The sequence below is a fragment of the Acinetobacter lwoffii genome (assembly GCF_024129715.1).
Lineage (GTDB): Bacteria > Pseudomonadota > Gammaproteobacteria > Pseudomonadales > Moraxellaceae > Acinetobacter > Acinetobacter lwoffii_U.
The window spans coordinates 259,862-279,872 of sequence record NZ_JAMXXM010000002.1; the positions used below are offsets into that span (position 1 = coordinate 259,862).

Annotated in this window: 14 protein-coding genes, 1 tRNA gene and 1 pseudogene; 3 read left to right on the forward strand and 13 right to left on the reverse strand. The window is 44.5% G+C overall.

Features of this window, described 5'->3' with window-relative positions; all coding sequences use genetic code 11:
* Nucleotides 1-48: 48 nt before the first annotated feature.
* Nucleotides 49-1,461 (forward strand): short-chain fatty acid transporter, encoded by a 1,413-nt coding sequence (locus NI462_RS03040; protein ID WP_004646585.1) that lies wholly within the window; start codon nt 49-51, stop codon nt 1,459-1,461.
* Nucleotides 1,462-1,515: 54 nt separating this feature from the next.
* On the opposite strand, the gene NI462_RS03045 is transcribed toward NI462_RS03040, so the two are convergent.
* The 4 genes from NI462_RS03045 to NI462_RS03060 all read right to left on the reverse strand — a co-directional run bounded on the left by NI462_RS03045 (nt 1,516) and on the right by NI462_RS03060 (nt 6,020).
* Nucleotides 1,516-3,006 carry an OmpA family protein gene (locus tag NI462_RS03045; protein ID WP_253159024.1) on the reverse strand — a complete coding sequence of 497 codons (1,491 nt, stop codon included), beginning with the start codon at nt 3,004-3,006 and terminating at the stop codon, nt 1,516-1,518.
* A gap of 182 nt (nt 3,007-3,188) precedes the next feature.
* On the reverse strand, nt 3,189-4,424 hold the full coding sequence (locus NI462_RS03050) for a dihydroorotase (protein ID WP_253159026.1): 1,236 nt from the start codon (nt 4,422-4,424) through the stop codon (nt 3,189-3,191).
* A 10-nt stretch (nt 4,425-4,434) separates the two neighbouring features.
* Entirely contained in the window at nt 4,435-5,451 is a 1,017-nt protein-coding gene (locus NI462_RS03055; protein ID WP_004280134.1) for an aspartate carbamoyltransferase catalytic subunit, read from the reverse strand.
* A gap of 224 nt (nt 5,452-5,675) precedes the next feature.
* On the reverse strand, nt 5,676-6,020 hold the full coding sequence (locus NI462_RS03060; RefSeq protein ID WP_004280135.1) for a hypothetical protein: 345 nt from the start codon (nt 6,018-6,020) through the stop codon (nt 5,676-5,678).
* A gap of 232 nt (nt 6,021-6,252) precedes the next feature.
* Between NI462_RS03060 and rlmKL the strand changes: the two genes are divergently transcribed.
* Nucleotides 6,253-8,457: a bifunctional 23S rRNA (guanine(2069)-N(7))-methyltransferase RlmK/23S rRNA (guanine(2445)-N(2))-methyltransferase RlmL gene (rlmKL, locus tag NI462_RS03065; protein ID WP_180038903.1), complete on the forward strand. Its 2,205-nt coding sequence runs from the start codon at nt 6,253-6,255 to the stop codon at nt 8,455-8,457.
* 183 nt (nt 8,458-8,640) lie between these two features.
* Here the strand turns inward: rlmKL and clpB are convergent, their stop codons facing one another.
* From clpB to crp, 4 genes and pseudogenes are all read right to left on the reverse strand, one after another.
* Nucleotides 8,641-11,220, reverse strand: coding sequence for an ATP-dependent chaperone ClpB (clpB, locus tag NI462_RS03070; RefSeq protein ID WP_253159028.1), 2,580 nt, complete (start codon nt 11,218-11,220; stop codon nt 8,641-8,643).
* A 256-nt stretch (nt 11,221-11,476) separates the two neighbouring features.
* Entirely contained in the window at nt 11,477-11,842 is a 366-nt protein-coding gene (locus NI462_RS03075) for an antitoxin Xre/MbcA/ParS toxin-binding domain-containing protein (RefSeq protein WP_253159029.1), read from the reverse strand.
* Between the two features lie 138 nt (nt 11,843-11,980).
* Nucleotides 11,981-13,030, reverse strand: a pseudogene (locus NI462_RS03080) (NADP(H)-dependent aldo-keto reductase).
* Nucleotides 13,031-13,203: 173 nt separating this feature from the next.
* Nucleotides 13,204-13,911 carry a cAMP-activated global transcriptional regulator CRP gene (crp, locus tag NI462_RS03085; protein ID WP_004280141.1) on the reverse strand — a complete coding sequence of 236 codons (708 nt, stop codon included), beginning with the start codon at nt 13,909-13,911 and terminating at the stop codon, nt 13,204-13,206.
* A gap of 147 nt (nt 13,912-14,058) precedes the next feature.
* On the opposite strand from crp, the gene NI462_RS03090 reads away from it, so the two are divergent.
* A complete protein-coding gene (locus NI462_RS03090; RefSeq protein WP_004280142.1) occupies nt 14,059-14,481 on the forward strand; it encodes an OsmC family protein in 423 nt (140 codons plus the stop codon).
* 66 nt (nt 14,482-14,547) lie between these two features.
* Here the strand turns inward: NI462_RS03090 and NI462_RS03095 are convergent, their stop codons facing one another.
* From NI462_RS03095 to NI462_RS03115, 5 genes are all read right to left on the reverse strand, one after another.
* Nucleotides 14,548-15,585, reverse strand: coding sequence for a metallophosphoesterase (locus tag NI462_RS03095; RefSeq protein WP_253159031.1), 1,038 nt, complete (start codon nt 15,583-15,585; stop codon nt 14,548-14,550).
* A 342-nt stretch (nt 15,586-15,927) separates the two neighbouring features.
* Nucleotides 15,928-16,004 (reverse strand) — tRNA-Val (locus NI462_RS03100).
* Nucleotides 16,005-16,051: 47 nt separating this feature from the next.
* On the reverse strand, nt 16,052-18,046 hold the full coding sequence (locus NI462_RS03105) for a transglutaminase TgpA family protein (protein WP_253159033.1): 1,995 nt from the start codon (nt 18,044-18,046) through the stop codon (nt 16,052-16,054).
* Nucleotides 18,047-18,059: 13 nt separating this feature from the next.
* On the reverse strand, nt 18,060-18,965 hold the full coding sequence (locus NI462_RS03110) for a DUF58 domain-containing protein (protein WP_253159034.1): 906 nt from the start codon (nt 18,963-18,965) through the stop codon (nt 18,060-18,062).
* Between the two features lie 12 nt (nt 18,966-18,977).
* The gene (locus NI462_RS03115) at nt 18,978-19,940 is read right to left on the reverse strand and encodes an AAA family ATPase (protein ID WP_253159036.1); all 963 of its coding nucleotides are present in this window, start codon (nt 19,938-19,940) and stop codon (nt 18,978-18,980) included.
* Between the last annotated feature and the right edge of the window lie 71 nt (nt 19,941-20,011).

The window sequence follows — 20,011 nt, forward strand, 5'->3', positions numbered from 1 at the left end:
AGCTGTTTCATTTCAAAATAATAATCGCAGAATAAATGGATTTTAATCATGCAAACTCAACAAAATATTTTGCAGCGCTTCGCCTTGCGCGTCAGCGACTGGTCTGAAAAATGGTTTCCGGATTCTTATATTTTTGCTCTGCTTGGCGTCATCATTGTGGCGATTGCCGCCATCGGAATTGGTGCACCGGCACAGGATGTCGCGATTTCCTTTGGAGACGGCTTCTGGAGCCTGATTCCCTTTACCTTGCAGATGTGCATGCTGATCGTGGTCGGTTATGTGGTTTCCGTATCTAAGCCTGTCCAGCTTCTGATCCAGAAAATGGCGCGCCTGCCACATTCCGGTCGTGGTGCGATTGTCCTGGTCGCCACGGTCAGCCTGTTAATTTCTCTGATTAATTGGGCCATGAGTACTGTACTGACTGCACTCCTAGTGATTGCACTGGCACAGCGTAAAGAGCTTAACATGGATTACCGCGCTGCTGCGGCTGCCGCGATTATCGGGATGGGTGCGACCTGGGCACTGGGCATCAGTTCTTCAGCTGCACAGTTACAGGCCAATAAAAGCAGTCTGCCTGAACCGATTTATAATCTGACGGGCGTGATTCCATTTACCGAAACCATTTTCCTGCCGCAATCCATGATCATGACGGCGGTACTGATTGTAGCTTCAATTGCGATTGCTTACTGGTCAGCACCTAAAGGGTCTGACATTAAAACCATTGAGCACTTCCCGATTCAGATTGAAGAAGAAAAACCGGAAGTATCTGCCGAAAAAAGACCGGGGGATTGGCTGGAAAATTCACCCATTTTAAGCATTCTGATTGTGATTCTGGGCGCAGTCTGGATGTTTAACGAATTTTCCAAAAGCAATCCGATTCTGGCCATTTCCAGCTTAAATACCTATAACTTTATCTTCCTGATTTTGGGCGTGGCCTTACACGGTACACCGCGAAATTTCCTGAATGCGGTATCCAAAGCCGTACCCGCCATTTCTGGGGTACTGATCCAGTTTCCATTGTATGGCAGTATTGCCTTTATGATGACCAATGCGCTAAACCCGGCCGATCTGTCATTGTCACATTACATTGCCGAATTCTTTGTTTCCATTGCCTCGCAGGAAACCTTTGCCATCGTGATGGGACTCTATTCAGCGATCCTGGGCTTCTTTATTCCATCCGGTGGAGGCAAATGGATTATCGAAGCACCCTATGTGATGCAGGCTGCACATGACCTGAAAGTGCATCTAGGCTGGTCAGTGCAGATTTATAATGCAGCAGAAGCCTTGCCTAATCTGATTAATCCTTTCTTTATGCTGCCGATGTTGGGTATTCTGAAATTAAAAGCCAAAGATGTGATTGGATTTACGGTTACCCAGCTGATTTTCCATCTGCCTTTGGTACTGTTCCTGCTCTGGTTCCTGGGAAGAACGCTAACCTATAGCCCGCCGGTATTTTCTTAATTTAAGACAATAAAAAAGGACGAAGATTCGTCCTTTTTTATTTAGGCCACTCTCTTAATTTCCTGTCTTCTCAACCACACCTTCATCATCTACTTCACGCACAATTCCCGTTTCAGTATTCACGACCTCAAAGGTCACGCGACGGTTCTGAAACTGTCCAGCAGGTGTCGCATTGGGTTCAACCGGCTGATCCTCTCCCATGCCAACTGCCTGTAACTGTGCAGGATTGACCCCTTTTCCAACGAGATAACTGGTAATCGCTTGAGCACGCTGTACGGACAGCACCTTATTCTCTGCTTCGCTGCCTTGAGCATCAGCATGTCCTGTGACTTTCAGAATCACATGAGGCGCGCGTTGTAATAATGCAGCAGCTTGATCCAGCACCAGTTTATTGACTTCCGGAACTTCAGTCGATGCCGTATCAAAATTAATAATCTGTAAATTCAGTGCAGTCGCCACATCCAGTGCTTTAACATTATCAGTCTTGATACTGGCCAAGGCTTGTTCTGCTTCGCTATTGGCAGTATTAATCACGTCACTTCTATTGAGCGGCTGCTGGGCCACCACTGTGACATTTTTGGCCAGACTACGAATTTGTGCTGCCAGACGCTCAGCCTCTGCATTGGTTGCTGCACGTACCGAAACCTGATTGCCAATCCAGTCCAGTGACACATTTGGCATCCCCTGAAGCGCTTTCAATACTGATGGAATGGTATCCTGATCAATAAATTCTGAATGGTAAATCTCACTGCTCAGCGCGCCACAACCAATATTATAATTAAAGATCTGTTTGATCTCGTTTTGCAGAATTTCCATATACTGCGGATTATTCAGCTGTAATTGGCAACTGACAATTTCGCCATTGCTGCCGGTACTTAATCGCAAGGATGCAGGCTGAACTGCGGCAACTTCACTGGTCGCTTGGGTATTTGAATCTTCAACATCATCCTGCATACAGCTGCGAACCAAAAACAGGATCAAACCCGCCAGGATCAGAAAAATAATAAACGGCCATAAAAAGCCGGTTTTTCTCTCTTCCTGAACAATGATGGTCTGCTCCGCCAATACAGGTTCCTGATTTAAATTCTGCCCTGCCAAGGGTGAAACTCCAAGCGCTGCCAGAATAGGGCCAGCCCAGACGGGTAATGCGCGCTGAATCGAATCGGCGTGGGTTTCCAGCAAATGGCTAATCGCTTCCGGACTTGAAGCACCCGCTTCGGTCTGTAAAAAATTCATAGTCGGTACAATTGACCGGTTCAAGGTATGCTCTATTTCATCTTGTGGCGCGCTCTGATCCACTTGATCCAGAAACTGCTGCTTGAGTGCCGGATTTGCATTGAATAATTCATGAATTTTTGGATTAAGTTGCTGACCAAGATTCTCAATCCAGGCGGGACGTGCACGCAATATACTTAAAAATATGGGATAGAATTGAGCCAAAGCTTGATCTTTGGCAAATAAATGCTCGGTTTCACCTTGAAGCACAATCGCCGTAACATCGCTTTTTAAGCGTTCTATAAAGTCTATATTCATAATCGTCACCATTCTTTTGATTTTTCTAATGTTTAATATTTAATCAGTGTAACGATCCCCATTTTTTGAAAATGTAAATAATTGTATGAATATCATAAAGTTTCACTGTTTTTGTTGAGTACTCATTTTACCAACACAAAATTTAAAAAATAAAAAAAGCCAGCCGAAGCTGACTTTTATAAAATTGGGATCATTTAAGCAGCAAAAGTTTGAACCACTTTACCCAGCACTTTTTGATTAATTAGCGGGGTATTTTTACCTTGTGACACGATGCTTTCTTTATTCAGGGTCCATTCCAGTTCCGGATCTAGCAGCACCCAGCCTGATTCATTTATCCATCGATCTGCCATTTGTGCAACACGAGCCGGAGCTAGGGTCACTTTTTCCACCCATTCCAGTGGAGTCAACAACCCCTCACGAATCAGTTGCAGACCAAAAGGCACATAGGTATCAAAAGCTGTGAATCCTGGCTGTGTTTCAGCAAACGGCGCCATTTTCGCAGAGCTGCTTAGCGGTTCATGATGAGTACAAATCGCATCAATCACGCCTGATTTCACACCTTGGCGCAATAATTCTTTATCGTGTTCAGAACGAAGTGGCGGACGTACATGTGCCAGTGAGTTAAAACCATCAATTAAATGATCGGTCAGATGTAACTGATGCATGGCCACATCACAGGTCACCGGTAAGTCTTTTTCCTTGGCAATACGAATGAGTTCCACCGAAGCACCGCAAGACAACAGACCAAAGTGTGCTCGTACTTTGGTTGATTCAATCATCAATAGATATTTGGCAATCGCCACGGTTTCAGCCAGTGCCGGAATCATCGGCAAGCCCTGACGTGATGCAATAAACCCTTCATGCACACAGCCGTCTTTGGCAATTTGTGGTTCTTCCGCATAGAACACCACCGTCAGGTCTAAGCCTGCAGCATATTCAAGGGTACGCAGTACCACATCATCATTGGCAAACGGCGCACTGGCATTGGAAACCGCAGTACAACCGCCCTTTTTCAAGCCCGCCATATTTGCCGGTTGTTGACCATTTAAGCCTTGGGTTTGCGCACCAATCACTTGAAGATAGATCCCACCATCCAGCATGGCTTTTTCGACCAGACCGTGAATCAGCGCACCATTATCTTGTACGATTGGCTTTGAATCGGGTGGCGTAAATACGTGCAAAATGCCATTTTCACGTGCCGCTTTTCCTTCAGACTTAAGCGTACCGTGTTGCTGTTGACCCGGTTCACGTAAACGCGCACACAAATCGACCATGGTTGGCATTAACCATTTGCCTTGACCATCAATCGTTTCAAAGACGTCTGCTGTTTCTGCAACGAATTTACCATTTTCCAGATACACGGTCTGGATAGAATTAGTGTTTTGGATCGGATCAAGAACACGGACATTTTCAATTTTTACAATAGTCATGACTTATTCCTTAACCCGCAATCGCTTCAATCAAACCTTGTTCTTGTAACTGGCCTTGCATCGATAAAGCCAACACCGCCATACGCACGGCAATACCATTGGTCACCTGCTTCAAAATCACAGATTGCGGACCATCCGCAATACTTGAGTCGATTTCAACGCCGCGGTTCATTGGTCCCGGATGCATCACGATACAATCCGGTTTGGCCATGGCAAGACGTTCTTTATTCAAGCCATACATTTTGTAGAACTCTGCTTGCGAGGCCAGTGCCGGAGAATCAATACGCTCGTTTTGAATACGTAAGGTAATGATCACGTCGCAGTCTTTGATGCCGTCTTCCATATTGTTAAATAGACGAACACCATCGCCATATTCTTCAAAACCCAATGGCAGCAAGGTATTCGGTGCAATCACCCGGATATCCTGGCAACCTAAAGTTTGCAAGGCAGCCACATCTGAACGCGCGACACGTGAATGCTTGATATCGCCAATAATGGCAATCGACATTTCTTCGAATTTTTTATTGGTTTCGCGGCGAATGGTCAGCATGTCCAGCATCGCTTGAGTCGGATGCGCATGACGGCCATCACCGGCATTAATAATTGCCACTGTTGGACAGACATCCTTGGCAATAAAATGCGCTGCCCCTGAAGATGAATGACGCACCACGAAAATATCGGCCGCCATGGCTTCCAGATTCCATAAGGTGTCACGCAGGGTTTCACCTTTGGAAGTACTCGAACGGGCAATATCGATATTGAGAACGTTGGCAGAAAGGCGCTTGGCAGCGGCTTCAAAGGTGGTGCGGGTACGGGTTGAATTTTCGAAGAACAGGTTCATCACCGTTTTGCCTTCGAGCAAATTATTGGTGATCAGCTGATTTTGGTCATTAAAAAAGGACTGTGCAGTGTCCAATATTTTTGTCAGGGTTTCTTTAGAAAGACCTTCGATGGTCAAGAAGTGTTTTAGATTACCTTCTTTATTGAGTTGAATCTGGCTCGGTGTATGCAATGCCGCCAAGTGCATGAGAGATTCCTTATGCGTTAAGTCAACATATTATACAGAGATTGGCGAATTTTTATAGTTGGCCATGCTGCTACTTGTACAAAAAGCATCTGAACAATAAAAACAAAAAATCAGATTCCTTTGTATTTTTTCAATAACATAATTTAACCCGATTTGCATCTTGCTGATTTTAAGTACAAAACCAACGGGCGCTTCAGTCTGGAGCATTCACACCCATCTCAGGTTTAACGCAGTGCACCAATATAACGATGTGACACCTGTGCACGATAGATATCGTCTTCATCCGGTTCGACCGAGATCAGCCCTTCCTGCTGGCTTGGGTGTGCAGATTCTGTTGGTGAATCTTGTGCTGTTTCCGAAATCTCCAGTACCATTTTCAGGCGCTGGATCAGATGATTCAAATCTGGGTCTTGGGTCTGCTCTGCCAGTTGAATCACATGCCGGGCATAATCCAGGTTCTCTGCCAGATAAATTGCATCAATCACCCGACCTGAAACACGTCGTAAACGCGCATAGATTAAAGTGGCCACTGAAAAAGCGTCATGGTTGCGTAACTGATTCTCTAACATCTTAACCCCCATTATAAAATTGAAAAATCAGGCAGCCATCGCTCCCCATCGACTGACCGCCTGATTTGCCATGTATACAGCAAAATGCATACCAGTTCCTCAATTTATAGTGTGAATATTATTTTTCTCTATCACATGCCACGGCCTTTCAGAGAATTTCAAAAGCTTTCAATATAAAAATACGGTAAACTTAGCGCAGTTTTTTATTTATCTTTTTTGGTCTCTCTATTATATGAATACCTCTCCACGTTTAAGCAATTATTGGGTCACCTGTGCCGATGGTCTGGAAACCTTATTAGAAGAAGAAATACAAGGCTTAGGTGTTCAGAATATTGAGCGTTTTCCAGGCCGTTTAACCTTTAAAGGTACACTGGAAAATGCTTATCGTATCTGCATGTGGTCACGTCTGGCTTCACGTGTCTTGATGCCGATCCACACGCATGAAATTGAATTTTCTCATGATGCCCGTGATGTGGCAGAAGAACTCTATGAAGGGGCTCTCAGCTTTGACTGGTCGCTGATTTTTGCACCACAAAGTACCTTTGCGATTCGTTTGCATGTCGAACGTGATATCAAGGTCAATACCCAGTTTGCGACTTTACGTGCCAAAGATGGTGTCGTAGATTCCTTTATGGAAGCCGTAGGCAAACGTCCAAGCATTGATACCAAACAGCCTGAAATTACCATGTATATTCTGGCAGGCAAGAAAGAACATACTTACTGCCTGGACCTGTCTGGCGACTCTTTGCATAAACGCGGTTATCGCCGCTTTATGACTGACGCCCCAATCAAGGAAAACCTGGCCGCTGCGATTCTGCAAAAAGGTGGTTTAAAAGCGTTAAATCCGGACATCATTGTCGATCCAATGTGTGGTTCAGGTACCTTTATTATTGAATCCCTAATGATTTTGACCGACCGTGCACCGGGTCTGGTCCGTCGTTTCGGTTTTAATGGCTGGAATGGCCATGACCATGAACTGTGGATGAGCATCAAGGCCGAAGCTGCTGAACGTCATCAAGCGGCAATGGAAAATCCATTACCACAATTCTATGCCTTCGATGCGGACTGGGAAGCGGTTAAAGCCACCAGACAAAATATTATCGCGGCGGGTTTTGAATCCGCACTCGACAATATCATGATTGAAGAACGGACTTTAAATGACTGGCCTGATTTCCATGCGGAAGGCAAGAAAGTATTCTTCGTGACCAACCCGCCTTATGGTGAACGTCTCGGTGATAAAGCCCAAAACCGTTCTTTATACCTGGGTTTATCAGCTTTACTGCAAAAGAATTTCCCGAATCAAAAAGCGGCTGTGATTGCCTCCCAAGTGGAGCAGGCCGATGTGCTGGCGTTCAATGATCCGCAAATCCTGCGTTTGATGAATGGTAAATTGCCGATTTATATCCGCTTCGGTACGGTTAAACCGGCCGCGGTGGTACGTCCATTCCTAGAAAGCTGGCAGCCTCAGCAGTTTGAGCCGATTGAAGGTGCGATGGAGTTTGCCAACCGTCTGACCAAAAATATGCAAGCTCTAAAAAAATGGGCAGTCAAGGAACAGATCCATTGTTTACGTCTCTATGATGCAGATTTACCTGATTTTAACGTCGCAGTAGATCTGTATGGCGAGCGTTTGCACGTGCAAGAATATGCACCACCAAAAACCATTGATCCGGAAAAAGCCAAGAAACGTTTTAACCTAGCACTACAGGCGATTCGCGCCGTGACTGGTTTGGGCCGTGATGCGATCTTTATCAAAACGCGTGCACGTCAGGAAGGTAAAAACCAGTACACCAAACAAAGTACAGCTTCTAAACGTTTTATCGTGCAGGAAGGCAAAGCCAAGATTCTGGTCAACCTGACCGATTACCTGGATACCGGTCTGTTCCTGGATCACCGTCAAATGCGTTTACGTATTGCACGTGAAGCCAAAGGCAAACACTTCCTGAACCTGTACAGCTATACCTCAACGGCAAGTTTACATGCTGCTTTGGGCGGTGCTGCGAGCACGACCAGCGTCGATCTGTCGAATACTTATTTGAACTGGTCGAAAGAAAACTTTGTTCTGAACGGTTTAACTGTAGATCATGCGGATGAACAACACCAGTTCTTTGCCTCTGACTGTTTCGAATGGCTGAAAGAAGGTCATGAGCAATATGAGCTGATCTTCATTGATCCGCCAACCTTCTCGAATTCGAAGAAATTCTACGGTACCTTTGATGTACAGCGTGACCATTTGTCCCTATTAAAACGTGCCATGAATCGCTTAACGACTGATGGTACCTTGTATTTCTCAAATAACTATCGTGGTTTTGAGATGGATGAAGAAATTCTGGCCTTCTTTGATGTTGAAGAAATTACCCAAGAAACTATTGGTCCTGACTTCAAGCGCAATCAAAAGATTCACCGTGCCTGGAAAATCCGTCATCCACAAGTGTAATTTGATGATGAATTAACTGTCTTCATCACGATTGATATCTTCTTTATTTTCCCTGAGCTGAGTTTTAAGCCATGCTTTAAAGCTCGCCGCAACAAGAATACAAAAGTGTTGCAATGCTCGAAGTTAAAAATAAGATTAAAAAACCCAGCCTAGGCTGGGTTTTTTGTTGCAAGGAGAACCGGTTTAGTTAAGTTTCATTTTTTCGAAGATTAACTCACCCGCTTCAGCTTTTACCAGAATGGTATCGCCCGGCTGGAATTCTCCGCCCAGGATTTTCTGCGCCAGACCATTTTCAATACGCTGCTGGATTGCACGTTTCAGTGGACGTGCCCCATACAATGGATCAAAACCGGCCTCAATCAACTGATCGAAAGCAGTATCATCTACCGACAAGCGCATATCGCGTTCTGCCAGACGTTGACGTAAACGGTCCAACTGGATATCGGCAATACCGCGAATCTGGTCTTTTTCCAGCGCATGGAACACTACCAGTTCATCAATACGGTTGATAAATTCCGGACGGAAATGTTCCGATACCGCATTCATCACCACCGTACGGACTTCTTCTTTCGTGGCATTACCGCCCAGTTCACGTACATCCTGTGAACCTAGGTTCGAAGTCATGACGATCACAGAGTTTTTAAAGTCCACTACCCGGCCTTGCGAATCAGTCAAACGACCATCATCCAGTACCTGTAGCAAGATGTTAAATACATCCGGATGCGCCTTTTCGACTTCATCGAACAAGATCACACTATACGGTTTACGACGCACGGCTTCAGTCAGTACACCGCCTTCTTCATAGCCGACATAGCCCGGAGGTGCACCAACCAAACGGCTCACCGAATGTTTTTCCATAAATTCGGACATATCGATACGCACCATGGCATCGTCGCTGTCAAACAGGAAATTCGCCAGAGCTTTGGTCAATTCTGTTTTACCGACACCCGTTGGCCCCAGGAACAGGAATGACCCACTTGGACGGTTCGGATCTGACAGACCGGCACGTGAACGGCGCACCGCATTAGACACCGCAACTACGGCTTCATCTTGCCCTACCACACGGTTATGCAGGAATTCTTCCATATGCAGCAGCTTGTCACGCTCCCCTTGCAGCATTTTCGCCACTGGAATACCGGTGGCTGCACTGACTACTTCAGCGATTTCATTGTCGGTGACTTTGTTACGCAGCAATTTTGGCGTTGCACTTTCATCGGCTTTTTCAGCCAGTTCAAGCTGCTTTTGCAACTCTGGAATCACGCCATATTGCAAACGTGCTGCTTCGCCCAGATCACCTTCACGTTGTGCTTTTTCAAGTGCTGTACGCGCCTGATCCAGTTTGATCTGTACGTCTTTATTGCCTTCGACCAGCGCTTTATCTGCACGCCAGACTTCTTCCAGATCATGATACTCTTTTTCAACTGTGGCGATCTGATCGGACAAGTATTGAATCTCAGCTTTGGCACCTGAGTCTTCATCTTTTTTCACCGCTTCCAGCTGCATTTTTAACTGAATCAGACGACGTTCCAGTTTATCCAGAGCTTCTGGTTTGGAGTCGAGTTCCATTTTGATGCGCGATGCTGCTTCATCAATCAGGTCAATGGCTTTATCCGGCAATTGACGGTCAGTGATATAACGATGCGACATTTTCGCCGCCGCAATAATCGCGGAATCCAGAATCTGTACCCCGTGATGGGTCGCATAGCGATCTTTCAGACCACGCAGAATCGCAATGGTATCTTCCACGCTTGGCTCATCCACCAGCACTTTCTGGAAACGACGTTCCAGCGCTGCATCTTTTTCAATATACTGACGATATTCATCCAGTGTGGTGGCACCGACACAGCGCAGTTCGCCACGGGCCAGCGCAGGTTTAAGCATATTGCCGGCATCCATCGCGCCATCACCTTTACCAGCACCCACCAGGGTATGCAACTCGTCGATAAACAGGATGATTTCGCCTTCGTGTTTGGCAATATCTTTCAGAACGGCTTTTAAGCGCTCTTCAAACTCACCGCGGTATTTGGCACCGGCCAGCAAAGAACCTAAATCAAGTGATAAAACACGTTTCCCTTTGAGTCCTTCAGGCACTTCACCATTAATAATCCGCTGCGCCAGACCTTCGACGATGGCAGTTTTACCCACACCCGGTTCACCAATGAGTACCGGGTTGTTTTTGGTACGACGTGACAGAACCTGAATGGTACGACGGATTTCATCATCACGGCCAATCACAGGATCAAGCTTGCCTGCCAACGCACGTTCAGTTAAATCAATGGTGTACTTATTCAGTGAATCACGCTGATCTTCATGATTATTGCTCATAACTTTTTCATCGCCTCGAAATTGATTAATCACTTGACCTAAAGTTTCTGCCTTTACGCCAACACTATTTAATAAGGTTTTGGTATTTCCGGTTTCTGCCAGTGCCAACAGCACCCAATCCGTAGATAAAAACTCATCTCCGGCTTTTTGTGCAAAGCTATCTGCCAGATGCAATATTTTTGCCGCTTCAGGACTGAGATTGATATCTGCTGATGGATTGGTCAGGGTTGCCGCATTGCTCAATGCTGTTTGCAACTTGGTTTGTAGCTCACGCAGATTAGCACCAGCTTGTTGCAGCAGGCTGACATTGGATGCCTCATCCATCAAGGTGGCTAAGATATGGATTCCATCAATCGAAGTATGATCCTTACTCATGGCCAGCGATTGCGCATCGGAAAGGGTTTGCTGCAGGCGATTGGTAAATTTTTCAAAACGCATTCTTGTTATTCCTCACAACAAATTTTCTACTTGATGGATATATGGGTGCGCTTGATAAAATTTCAAATCATTTTTATATATTTTTCAAAAACTTAATTTATATTAGGAGACAGATATCAGTAATAATATTGGTATATATAAAGCAGATTTCAAGAGCGCCAAAAAGAATTTTTATTTGCTTGTTCAGATGACCTGTATTGAATTTCCTTTCTGATCGAGATTAATGGTTTTTTCGGGAAATTTAATAGAAGACGACTTAAATGTGTCGCATCCGTTCCAGAAGATCGACTACTTTGCTGAATCCTTGCGGCGTTTGGATGAGCCTACGTGGTAACTGATCATCTAGATAGCGATTTGGCGAATTAATAAAAAGGCGCATTACTTCAAAATCGCCACCAGCAAGCTTAAACAATTGCTGATAAAGCTGCACTAAAGCGAGTACCTGTTTTCCTTCACTCGTATGCGGAGCTAAATCATTCATTTGCACAAGCGATAATACATCTTTCTCCGAGACGCCGAGAATGGCAGCAAGTTCCGCTTCCGTAAGCTGTAATTGCTCGGCTATTCGACTCGTGGCTTTTACTAATACTGTAGTTGGTAATGTCGTGGCTTCTGGATTCATTTTTAAGGCCCATCTTCTTATGTTCATTTGATTATGCCGTTTTTAGTTTCCGACATCTATGTTGTGTGGACTCAAGTTTGTTAATTTATAAAAAATAAAAACACCCTCATATGAGGGTGCATTTCAATCAGCATAGAGTTAAGGTGCCGGATTCGGCTGCCGACGGTGAATATCTTCAATACCTTTAAGAATTTCTTCCGACAGATCAATTTCAAATGCCTGAATATTTTCTTTCAGCTGATCCAGATTGGTGGCACCAATAATCGTGCTGGTTACAAAGAACTGCTGCTTGATAAAGGCTAAAGCCAATTGGGTGAGACTTAAACCATGCTGTTCTGCCAGCTGGGCATATTGCTCGGTTGCCCATTCACTTTGCGGATTGCTATAACGGCTAAAACGTGAGAACAAGGTGACACGCGCATTGGCAGGACGTGCGCCATGACGGAATTTACCGGTCAGATAACCAAATGCCAAAGGTGAATACGCCAACAAGCCTACATTTTCATATTGGGCAATTTCTGACATGCCAATTTCATAAGTACGGTTCAGCAAGTTATAGGGATTTTGTACACTGACAAATTTCGAAAAACCTAACTTCTCTGCGAGGTGTAGGAACTTCATCGTGCCCCAAGGGGTTTCATTGGACAGACCGATATAACGGATACGACCTTTTTTAATCTCATCCTGCAAGGCAGTCAGAGTTTCTTCGAGATCTGTGACGGCACGATTTTCTGCCGCTTCAGCATTGCCATAACCCAGCTTGCCAAAGAAATTGGTTGGGCGTTGCGGCCAGTGTAACTGATACAGATCAATATAATCCGTTTGCAGGCGTGACAACGACTGGTCAATCGCTGCTGAAATTTCATCGGCAACAAAACGGGTTTTTCCATCCCGAATATGACTACCACCTTGCGAGGGTCCGGCAATTTTTGAGGCTAAAAAAAGTTTGTCACGGCCACCACGTGCAGCGATCCAGTTCCCGATAATACGCTCGGTAGCACCTTGCGTTTCGGGTTTTGGCGGTACCGGGTACATTTCCGCAGTATCCCAGAAATACAGTCCCTGATCTAAGGCATAATCCAGTTGCTGAAAAGCCTGTTCTTACGTGTTCTGCTCACCAAAGGTCATGGTGCCCAAACAAATTTCTGGCAAAAGAATGCCGGTATCCGCCAACGTTCTGAATTGCATAAAAACATCCTGTGAATTTTATTCAGTGAATTGAGATTAAGTGGGCTATAGCCTATCGGAATTATAAGGGAGACTTAAATCATCTTTTCTGAGAAGCTTGTTCTAAATTTTTATGTATTGAGTAATGACGCATAAAAAAAGCAAATCCGAAGATTTGCTTTTTAATATCTGGATTATTCGTCTATGGCACCATCTGCCACTGCTTCAGATGCTTCTTCTAATGAAGCATCAAAGATCAGGATGGCTTTACCATCGGTTTCGATCATGCCCTGCTCTTCCAGGGTTTTTAGTACACGTCCGACCATTTCGCGGGAACAGCCAACAATGCGACCAATTTCCTGACGGGTAATACGAATCTGACGGCCATTCGGCAAAATCATCGCTTCTGGCTGTGAAGACAGGTCGATCAGACAACGTGCAATCCGGCCTGAAACATCAATAAATGCCAGATCAGTGACTTTACGTGTGGTATTTTTCAAACGACGTACTAATTGAGCAAATACCGCATAGCTCAGATCAGGATATTGCTTGCTGATTTCGTGAAAGTTTTCATAGGTAATTTCGGCAATTTCACACACATCACGCGTACGAACTTCCGCAGTACGTTGTGGATTAACCTCGAATAGACCCATTTCCCCAAAGAAGTCACCCGCATTTAAATAAGCCACGACAATTTCACGATCATCATCTTCACGAAGAATGATAGATACAGACCCCTTCAGAATTAAATACAAAGATTTAGATTCTGATCCTGCATCAATGATCGTGGTACGTTTTGGATAACGATTAATATATGCACGTTTTAACAGTGCTTTCACGGATTCTGGTAATTGCCCCGGAGAAAGCGCATCAGTGCTTAATTGTGAAAAGTTTGAAGTCATGCTAACAGTTCCGATTATGGATAATTTATAGATCGCACAAGACCTAATGTGAACTTGTCACACAGTGGGATTGAAATTCCGTATCAACCCAATTTATGTTAGTGTACAGTTACTTGACAAATTTATAGCTTTTTTTAGGTAGTTGCAATGCAAACAAGCGTTCATTGGTTAGAGAATGTTGCTTTTGAAGCAAAAACTCAAAGTGGTCATAGCCTTATCATGGATGGTTCAGCTGAATACGGTGGTGAAAACCGTGGTCCCCGTCCTATGGAACTGCTTTTAACGGGTCTGGGCGGTTGTGCGTCTTTTGATATTGTTACCATTTTAAAGAAGGCTCGTCAGGATATTACCGATGTACGCTGCGAATTAAAGGCTGAACGTGCAGATACAATTCCGGCAGTATTCACGAAAATTCACTTGCATTTTGTAGTGACCGGCAAAGCGATTAAAGAGAAACAGGTCGCAAAAGCCGTAGAACTTTCTGCTGAAAAATATTGCTCTGCCAGCAAAATGCTGTCTGATGGCGGTGTTGAAATCACCCATGATTATGAAATAATCGAAGCAGAATAAAATCTAGATTCTGTAAAAAAAGCGGCTGGAAAAGCTGCTTTTTTTGTATCAGAAAATTGCCTTTTCTCAGAACCGCTGAACTGAATACTGATTGCCATCTTCAAAGCTCAAGATATTTTCTGGAAATCTTAAGGCGCCGAGTCGATGTCTGAACGCGACACCCTGTTGGCGATCGAGATAGCATTTACCTACTGAATAATCCACACAAAATACGTTTTGTTGCTGTCCATACCATTGCAGTGCATCGATCGATTTGAGTAAACCGGTTTTTTCTTCAGTAGATTTAAAGTTCCGCCAATAATGTCCAGTAATGACTGGAATTTGGTCGGTATAGCTGTCCCACCATGGCACGCGGTCGATCATCCGCCACTTTCCACCGGCATAAATCGGTTCTAAGGCGATTTTTTCCGCACCAGAAGTAATGACCCGAATCGGATTGTGCATTTGCTCACGCAGCTCTTTTTCTGCGAGATGTTGCAATAAAGGTAAAGTTGCAGCCGGGTCTTTGAACTGGTGTTGGTAGCGTTGCTGCTCTATCTGGATGAATTCATTAATACCTAAGGCTTGCAGATCCAGCGCTGTATGTTGAACGAAATCAGCATAGGCTTCGCCAAGCGAAGTAAAACCAGAATTGCGTAATTGGTCAATTGATCCTTGATGCCAACAAGCATGCACAACACGCAGCTGCTCCGACTCCAAGGCCAACGGTAAGCTATTTAAAAAATCCAGAATCCATTGTCGATCTTTGATTGAGGCTTGGATCGAATCAAAAGGTTTCAGATCATCCTGATGCGGTGAACCAAAAAACCAGCCATTGCCTTCCCGCAAAGTATCGGTCAACAGGTTCAATTCATGATTACCCATCACACATTGTGCATAGCCTTCATCTACCAGCTGTTTGACGCGTTTGATCACCGCAACACTGTCTTGCCCCCGGTCACATAGATCACCGACAAAAATTAGTTTGCGCTGTTCTGGATTATGACCATGCTGGTCATAACCTAATACCTGGATCAGTTGTTCCAGCGCGGCAATCTCACCATGAATATCCCCTACGATATCCACGGGGCCAGTGAAAGCCTGCTGTATAAATGAGTACTTCATTTATGCATCCTGAATTAAGTCTAAAACAGAATATATCCCTATGAGTATGCTTTAAATTTATGTAGATCTGAATACAGAATGAATCATCATTTAAATAAATCAATATTCAGTATTGTAAGTTTAAGTGAAATCATGAGCTTAATTCTTATGAAGACGCTTATCTTGTTTTTAAAAATATTGGCAAATGCCTATCATCCCGATTAAATACTTAAGAGCTTGATCTGATATTTTTTAGATTTGATTTGTAGTTCAAGGCGAGCTGAAATATGAATGATATAAAAAATTATTACATCAAAATAAAGCAATAAAAAAGCCCATTCTTAGAATGAGCTTTTAGAATCTTGGTAGGTATATCCAGACTCGAACTGGAGACCTCTACGATGTCAACGTAGCGCTCTAACCAACTGAGCTATACACCTAGAATGCTTGGCATATTATAAATTTTTCCGACCGAAAACAAGCCTTTTCATTTAGTTTTTAAAACGTCCGCACAAGTTTTAAGCAAATCCTTGAATTTTTTCAATTCTTGTTCAGTTATTGGGGTTCCCGAATAAAGATTTTTTTCAAAAACCTGTATAGCTTGAATAAAGGCAGTCTGGTTTTCAATCTGAACCTGTTGAGATAAACGCTGCATCCAGTGATGAAAAGTTTCAGCGGGCTGTTTTTTGAGATCGTCAGCTAAAGATTGATTCAGTTGTTGAATCGCACGATCAAATGGAGATTGAGCCTGTCGGGCTTTCAGATAAATTCTGAACACATAGGCCAAAATCAATAGTGCAATACTGCCCAGTAAAATTATGACACTCGAATAAACTGAACCGAGTCCTAATTTTGATAACCAGCTCTGTTGTGATTCTGCATTATAACCCACCACCTTACTTTGCCATTGGTAGCTGGCATAATCGCTCCAAACGCGTAGTTTGGTGATCCATAGATTATGCTGCGAGTTCCAGGTCGACTGATTTGCCGATCCCCATGCATCCTGAGAAAGCAGATTTTGCATGCCATCATCTATACGCTGTGGAGCGATCATTGCGGTTGGATCAAAGCGTTGCCATTTCTGATCAATCCAAACCTCTGTCCAGGCATGGGCATCGAGCTGTCGGACCTCCCAGCTCATCCGATCCGGGGCCAGCTCCCCCCCTTGATAACCTGTGACCACCCGTGCAGGAATCCCGACATAACGCATCAGCATCACGAAACTCGAAGCATAGTGTTCACAAAAGCCTTGCCGGGAATTAAACAGGAACTCATCAATCCGGTTTTGCCCCAATTGACCCGGCTTCAGGGTATAAACAAAGTTATTCTGCCGATACCAGTTCAAGACTTTCTGTACATAACGCCGAGGATCTTCCGCACTTTGCGTATAGAGACGTTGTGCTAATTGTTGCGCTCGCGGGTCAAGTCGGCGCTGCACCTGAGTATTCGTTCGCTCGATATATTGCGTTGGCAAAGCCTGAGGGTCATATTCTGTTCCGATCCATTGTAACGAAATTGGTTCAACACGTTGCGTGAGCCGTCTCGGCACAATGCTCCAATCCTGACGGTTATAATAACGGCGTTCCACAGGTATCGATTTTTCCAAACCCATGATCCAGAACACCGAAGGATCCGTAGCCAGATATTGGTAGTTCCAGCCTGTAGGTACGGGTGAGGTATCCATCGGTTGTCGCATTAAAGGCTGCTGATTGACGAAACTGCTGGTCCAGCGTTGCCCATCATATTCATCTAGCACCAAGGCGCGCCAATAGAGTTCTGAGCGCGGCGGAAGCTTGCTGACATCACCAATAATCCGGAAAGCAAGGGCACTAGATTGGGATAATTCAGCAATATCCCCAGGTGACATACTATCGCCAATGCCGGTCACGCCCTTATTTTCAGGAATGGGAATATGCCAAAGTGGCGGCAAGCGCGGAAAGAAAATAAACAGCAAGATAAAAAATGGAACAGCGTACAAGATAAACTTGCCCACATGCTTGGCATCCTGTTGCAATGCTGCGCGCTGAGTGGTCTGCTCCTGTTCAAACTCACTGGTCTGAATCCGGTACAGGCCAATCAAACAGCTGATTAAACACAGCACAATCACGATCGCCATCCCAAAAGATTGGCTATATAGGAATGAACTGGCAGCGACAAACAGGGCAAAATTAAACAGAATAATCAGGTCACGTTTATTTTTACTTTCCAGTGATTTAGCAAATAAAAAAGTAGATAAAACTGCTACCCCAGCCTCAACACCAATAAAACTATGATGGCTCAAATAAATACTGCCGAGTGCCAAAGCCGTCAGTAGAAAAGTGCCCGTTTTGGGAAATGGCTGCTGACGTTTCAGGAAAATCCAGATACATACAATACTAATCGCAAAAATAATACTGAGTAGAACCGGAATAAATGCCATCTGGGCGATGAGAATCAGGCCCAAAGTCAGCACAATCGAGGTACGGATTTTTGCATTGATCATGAATTTACCCGCCTTAGGCCTGCGCCAACAATTGTTTGGCTTTCCGCAGTTGTTCTTCACCTGCGCCCTGAGGCAATTCGGCCTGTGGCAAATGCAGACTATACGCACATTGCTGCTGCTCGCACTGCTCGACCAGACCCATCACAAATTCAAGTTTTTCTTCATGTGACTGACTCGGCATATGTGCATAATGAATCTCGATACTGTGTTCATCCTCATATTGCTCAAAGACTTTGACATACAGGCCTTGTCCACGCGCAAACTGCTTCCAGGACACCGCCTGCAAGGAATCACCTGACTGGTAATTGCGCAATTCACGGAACTCATCCATATCCGGTTCAAAACGGTTAAAGTGATATTTATTTTCTGTGCTAAAAACTTCAGCTTTAGGCGCGACCCAGGCCGAATGCTGATGACAAAGATAGGTCCAGGCTCGAACCAGACCAAAGGGATAAACCGAATAAATCTGAATCGCCGGGTAATCAAACTTGCCACGTTGCTCTGCATAAAATGGCAGAATAAATTGCTGTTTTTGTGCATTCAGATAAACTTTCGCTAGCTGATTCCCTGCTTTGATATACAAATAGCGGGGACGAAGTTGCTGTTGTTGAAAATAAAGATGCAAATTCAGGCTATGACCGACCTGCCCCACATCATCTGCGATCAATTCAATTTTCAGGTCATGCAATTGCTTAAAAGTCAGATAAAAACTGATACACAGCACCGCACTGATTAAAAAGCAGAAACCTAAAATCAGGTTATTGGCATAGTTCACCCCCGCCACAAAGGTGATGAAGATCAACACTAGATACAGATAGCCCTGCTGATAAATAAATACCAGCACATCTTTCTGCGAGAGCTGTTTCTGCTGAGAAAATTGAAAGCGTTTGGCCAGCCATTTTTGCCAGGTTTTATCCAAGAGAGGACTCCTTTAGCTGACCGCAACCTGTTGCATCACATTAAACGTTTCAGCTTCACTCAAACCCAGACGATGCGAAGTCACCGCGACAAATACCGCCTGCACATCATCCGGTGTGACAAAAGCGCGTTGTTGAATCAGGGCATGCGCTTGTGCTGCACGCTTTAAGGCCAGAAGGCCACGCGTAGAAAGTCCATGACGGCTTTTACGAGTTTTTTCTGCGAGATCGAGCAAATATTCCTGAATCGCTTCACTGATAAATATCTGATGCGTCAGATTTTGCAGATCTAGAATTTCATCTTCAGTAAAAATATGTGCCAGACTGGCAATCAGGGCAAAACGGGATTCCTGCTGTAATAACAGTTTTTCTGCATGGCGCGATGGATAACCTAAAGACAAACGCATCAGGAAACGGTCCAGTTGGGATTCCGGCAAAGCATAGGTTCCACTTTGGAACAGCGGGTTTTGTGTGGCAATCACCCAGAACGGTTTCGGCAAGGCATAGCGTACGCCATCAATGGTGGCATAGCCCTCTTCCATGGCTTCGAGTAAGGCACTTTGGGTTTTAGGACTACAACGGTTAATTTCATCTGCCAGTAAAATCTGGGTAAAAATCGGGCCTTGTTTAAACTCGAACTGATGTTCTTTCTGGTTAAACATATTAATGCCGATGACATCACTGGCCAGCATGTCATTGGTAAATTGGATCCGCTGGAACTTTAACCCAGCCAGATGTGCCAGACTGCTGGCTAATGTAGTTTTACCCAATCCGGGTAAATCTTCAAATAAGACATGTCCGCCTGCAATCAAACAACAGAGTGCCAGTGTGGTCTGGGCCTGCTTATCCAACACAATGGCATTAACTTCTTCAAAAAAACGCTGGATCTTGGGTGCATAACTTGCAATTTTTTGTTCAAGCACAGTATTGATGTGTGCAATGTCGTTATTTTCCTTTTGTTTCATGCCCCAGATCACAATAATTTCCTTAATAAAACATGGCTTAAGATTAACATACACTGAAATTTAAATTTTCCCAAAAGATCAAT